Source organism: Coleofasciculus sp. G3-WIS-01 (assembly GCF_040223135.1).
Classification (GTDB): domain Bacteria; phylum Cyanobacteriota; class Cyanobacteriia; order Cyanobacteriales; family Coleofasciculaceae; genus Coleofasciculus.
The window spans coordinates 1-5,351 of the sequence record NZ_JAVJZI010000269.1 but is presented as its reverse complement, the minus strand read 5'-3'; the positions used below and the strand labels follow the sequence as shown (position 1 = coordinate 5,351).

3 protein-coding genes are annotated in these 5,351 nt (G+C 45.4%); all 3 read right to left on the bottom strand.

Annotated features, from left to right (window positions below; genetic code table 11):
• Positions 1-66: 66 nt before the first annotated feature.
• Complete coding sequence (locus tag RIM23_RS28605) at positions 67-2,502, bottom strand: PAS domain S-box protein (protein WP_446371597.1); 2,436 nt, start codon at positions 2,500-2,502, stop codon at positions 67-69.
• A gap of 125 nt (positions 2,503-2,627) precedes the next feature.
• The gene (locus RIM23_RS28600) at positions 2,628-2,756 is read right to left on the bottom strand and encodes a hypothetical protein (protein WP_446371595.1); all 129 of its coding nucleotides are present in this window, start codon (positions 2,754-2,756) and stop codon (positions 2,628-2,630) included.
• 18 nt (positions 2,757-2,774) lie between these two features.
• A complete protein-coding gene (locus RIM23_RS28595; protein WP_446371593.1) occupies positions 2,775-4,967 on the bottom strand; it encodes a lytic transglycosylase domain-containing protein in 2,193 nt (730 codons plus the stop codon).
• Between the last annotated feature and the right edge of the window lie 384 nt (positions 4,968-5,351).

Here is a 5,351-nt window from a genome sequence, read left to right as displayed (position 1 = left end):
AATACCCTCACTTTTATCTTCTATTTAAATTCTCCTGGGGTTAAAACCCGGCACTTGTATCTAAATTTACAAATCGGTTTTTTTGGTGTTTGGGGTTTTGGGTTTTGGGTTTTGGGTTTTGGTTTTGGGGGTTGGGGTATTGGGATTTGGGGATTGGGCGAACCATTCGCGCTCTTGTTTTAGAATAAAACCTATATTTTTGGGCGCGATTGCTTCGCCCCTACGGCCCCTACGAATGCCTCTGTGATCCTCGGTGATTCCTTTAACGCGCAGGGTAACACCTCCCTGGCTGGTAAATTTAATCGCGTTCCCCAGTAGGTTAATTAAGATTTGACGCAGCTTTCCTTCATCGGTTTCCACATAACGAGGTAGAAGATTGTCATAGTCAAATAATAACTGCAATCCCTTATTTTGAGTCGGCAATCTGAACATTTCTTCTAGACTATCAAGTAAATCGTATAGATCAAAACTATAACAATTGAGTTTAACCTGACCTACTTCAATTTTGGACAGTTGCAGCACATTATTAATTAGGCTAAGTAAATGTTCACCGGAGCGACAAATAATGCCAATATGATGGCGTTGTTCTTGGCTTAGGGAAGAATCTCGCCCTAACAACTGAGCAAACCCAATAATCGCATTGAGGGGAGTTCGTAATTCATGACTCATATTGGACAGGAATTGACTTTTGGCACGATTTGCCTTTTCAGCGGTTTCTTTGGCGAGTTGCAGGGTAAATTCCGCCTGTTTGCGATCGCTAATATCTTGGCTGACGGCGATCAGACAGGGTTGATCATCTAGGGTAATCCGTTCGGCTGAGAGTAAGGCGGTGCAAATGTCCCCCGACTTGGTACGAAACTCAAATTCATAGTTGCGAATAATCCCATTTTCTGATACTGCTTGTAACATTTGGTTTCGGTCTTTCAGATTCACCCAGAGATGCAAATCGAGGGCGGTACGACCGATAATTTCTGTGGCAGAATATCCGGTAAACTGACAGAAGCTATCATTAACATCAATATGACAGCCATCACTTAATCGGGTGATTGTCATAGCGCTGGGACTAGAACGGAAAGCACGGGCAAACTTTTCTTCTGATTGATACAATGCCACTTGGGTGCGTTTGCGATCAGTAATATTGCGGGCAACCCAGATGACTGAATTGTTGGGTAATGGGGCGATACTGGCGGTAAACCAAACCGTTTGATCGCCATTGTTTAAACTGTAATCAAAATGAATGGGTTCTTGGGTTTGGATAACTTGGCGAATTTGTTGTAACCAGATTTGGGCATTGTCACCATCGAGAAATTGTTCAATAGTTTGGTGAATCAGGCGTGCCGATCCTTCAATGTCGCGAGTTGGTCGAGTCGGTGCGACTTCGATATCATTTATTTGAGGATCAATAATCAGGATAATATCAGGCATTGCTTCAAATACTGCCCGCATTTTTCCCTCAGAGGTTCGCAATTTTTTCTCTAGCAACTTGCGTTCCTCAATTTCTTGCTGAAGTTGTTGATTTTTTGCTTCTAATTCTTGGGTGCGATCGCGGACTTCGTGTTCTAAGGTTTGGTTATAATCAGTTAAAATTTTCTCGGTGCGTTTGCGGGTGGTAATATCTTGCAGTACGCTAATGCCATACAGCAGCGTTCCCTGTTCATCATAGATGGGCATTGCCCGCACTTCTAGGGGAATTTTATGATTAGAGTGATGCACTTCTAAGTCGTCAACGCTTACGGTTTCCCCCTGGAGCGATCGCGCGATCGGTAAGCGGTCTAGAGGGTACAATTGATTAGTACCCGCTAAGTAGAGTTCATAGGTGTGACAAAGCTGATCGGTGTGGATATTTGGATCTAAATCCTGTGCCAAAATCTGCTTGGCTTTTTTATTCATAAAGTAAAGCTTACCGCTAGCCTCCACCACCAACACGCCAACCGGTACCGCTGACAAAAATTGTGCTAGCCGATGTTCGCTTTCACGCACGGCTTCTTCGGCTTGATCGTGCAACTGCTCAAACACAAAATCACCGTGTTCTGTTGATGTCTCTAGTAAGATTTTTAAGTCGGTATTTTCTTGCTTTAGGCGTACATTTTCTGCTTTAAATCTATGGAGATTGAGCTGAGTCTGGATTCGGGATAAAAGTTCGGCTTGGGTAAAGGGAACAATTAAATAATCATTAGCACCGGATTCTAATATTGAGTTTAATTCATTGATATTATTGTGAGTAATTGAGACAATAATCGGCACATCCTTTAGCTGGGGCGCTTTTTGCAGATTTTGGATTTTTTCATGAATGTTAACCTCTAGATGATTAATGGCTATCAGAATTAAGTTGGGTGGCGAATCAGGAGCAGTATTAATAATAGATAGAGATTGTTCAAAGGTTTTGCCGTGGATTAGACTATAACCATAACTGGATAAATACTTGGTAATCCATTTGCCTTTTTCTGGGGAATCATCGATAATTAATATTTTTCCCAATTTGTCTTGCGGTAAAATATTCATAACAGATATTGATCTTTATTATTTTTATTTTAATATTAAACTAAACTGTCCCCTAGGAATCCGACCTAAGTCAGTGACATTCAATTTAATGTACTGAATTAACCCAAGTATGAGGGATGAAAGCGTTAATTTAACGGGGCGGGTTTAGTCGCATCTGGGTGGGGTAAGAAACGATAATAGTGAAACCCGCCCCTACATTTAGAAACACTCAAGACGCGCCATGGAAGACGTGCCATGGCATCAAGACGTGCCATGGCACGTCTCTACATACACTAGGGAGATATTCCTGGCTCGCTCTTGGAATACTTTTGTAACAACTGATTTACCTCTGGATTATACAGCCGCAAATAATTCCAATAATTCTCAAAAACTGCCTCCACATATCCCTTCGTTTCCGCAAAGGGAATCTGTTCAATGAAAGCATCTGGATCACTAAAATCATACTGCCTGATCCACTTTGCCACATTCCCAGGACCTGCATTATAACTCGCCACAGCTAATAGTGAATGGTTATTATATTCTTGGTGAGTATGATCTAAATACCACGTCCCCAACTTAACATTATCATTGGGATCATTCAGGTCATATTCCTGAAGCTGAATTTTCTGAGCAATCCATTGACCCGTTCCCGGCATGACTTGCATCAAACCCCTGGCTCCCGCCACGGAACCGATTTGGGGTTCAAACCGAGATTCCTGGCGAATTAAACCCGTAACCAATAAGGGATTAAGCTGGCGCTGACCTGACCAATTGACAACGTAATCAAAAAATGGTAATGGGAAAAGCGTATGCCAGTAAGCAGGTTCAGCACGCAGTGCTTGCCATTGTTGACGTTCTTCTGGGGTTTCGCGCCGACTCAAAAACCAAACTTGATTAATCCCATTGATGTTATCACCCACGCCTAAACGCATGACGCCATCGGTGAACTGTTCAGCAACCGTGGGTTTCTGTCGATTTTGAAACTCGGCTTGCCAAAGGGTCCAACTATCCTGATTTTGTCCCAATAGATGTAATTCTTTTAAGGTATCCGAGCCAGCCGGGAGTCGCGATCGCCTTTTCGGTAGCGCAACCGTTGGATTCACATCGCGCACAGTGGTAAAGTCGCCCACATCCCACCCTAAAAATCGGGCAGACCGCCACGCATAATAGGATTCTGGATACTGTGCCAAAACATGCTCAAACGCGGCTTTAGCTTCGTCTTGACGCCCCAATTCCATTGCCCATCTGCCCACCCAAAACGCCGCTTCGGGGGCGATAGGGCTATCGGGACTATCCTTGGTAATCGGTTGCGCCCATTGCCATGCTTCGGCTAAATTCCCGGCTTTGGCTTTCTGAGAAGCCACTTGCCAACGATACTCCGCCGCCGCATTAGAACTGGGATATTGAGTTAACACCGACTGACGCGCTTGGGCGGCAGATTGAGAACTCCCCAAAGCATCCAGGATTGTTGCCTTGCTGAGTAAGGCTTCTGGGGCTTCATCGGGAAACTTAGCCACCACTTGATCCAGGTAGGAAATTGCCTCTTGGGACTGTGATAAACTCGCCAGACGTCGCAATCCTAAGCCTGTTTCCTTGGCATCAGGAAAGTCACTGATCAGCTTTTGATAGGCGGCTTTCGCTTCCGTGCGTTTGCCTTTGAGGTGATACCCGCGCCCCACTCGGTAAGCATGTTCGGGGGTGGGCGGGGCTTTGGTATATGCTTTGGCAGCTTTGGTGTATGATCGGGTTTCCCAATAGCCAAAAGCAATTGCCTGCCAGTCTTCGGGCTGTAATTGAGACGCATACTGATCCACCAAGCGATCGCGGATTCCCCCACTACCAGGAACATCGTGTGCTGATTTCGCCAATAGTAAGAGTAAATCCAGTTGTTTAGGATTCTGTTGCAGTTTTTGGCGGGCAATATCTAGAGTGCGGGGATGGGTAGGAAACTGTGCGATCGCCACTTTCCAATACTCTGGATTCGATTGACCTAAACTATAGAGGGCTTGCGCTGCTACGGGTTCATTCGGATAAGTCTGTAGAATTCCTTGCCAAGCTTCTTGGGCATTGGCTTTATCACCCATTGCTTCGTAGGCTTGGGCGCGTTTAAGGGCAATGTGAGATGCCAACTGAGGATAATTAGAGTCTAATCCCTCTAACCATTGAAGTGCCGCCTCTGGCTGCTTTTGTTCAATTAAATCCGAGGCTAGCAGATAGCGGGCGCGATATTGATCCAGGGATTGGCGCCCCGTGGCGATGTCAGTCAGTTGAGCCGCCCTAGCTTGGGGGGGTAAGGATACCAAGGGCAATACCAGGGATTGAGTATCCTTTTGGGTTAAACTGAGTTGAGTGTTCGAGGACTCACTGCCCCACTTTTCTAGAACACCCGTTTGTTTGAGGACAAACCAGGAGGAACCACAGATGGCAATAAGCAGCAGTCCCGCCCCAACTGTCACAGGAAGTCTGTATTTTTGTACCTTTAGCATGAAACCTATTTCGCCCAACACTGATAAAATCTACTGCTTCCCATTTTGACGAAGGATTGGAAAAATGGGTGGCATTCAGGGGAAGATGGGGGAGTTATCAGTTATCAGTTATCAGTTATCAGGAGCTGGGGGAGCTCGGGGAGCTGGGGGAGCTGGGGGAGCAGAGGGAGCTGGGAGACAAAATTTCTATAGTCCATTACCGCTTCTAAAAACCTAGACAAACCTACCCATAAGTAATTCTGCCTTGGTATAAGTCCACGGTGTAACTTTTGGTCAATGACCGTTAACGCTCACCGCTTGGCTGATACCCGGCATTGTTGCTCGATATCAGCCTTAACCAACGGCTCCCAGTTAGAGACACTATAGTAATCGTGTCTACGATTG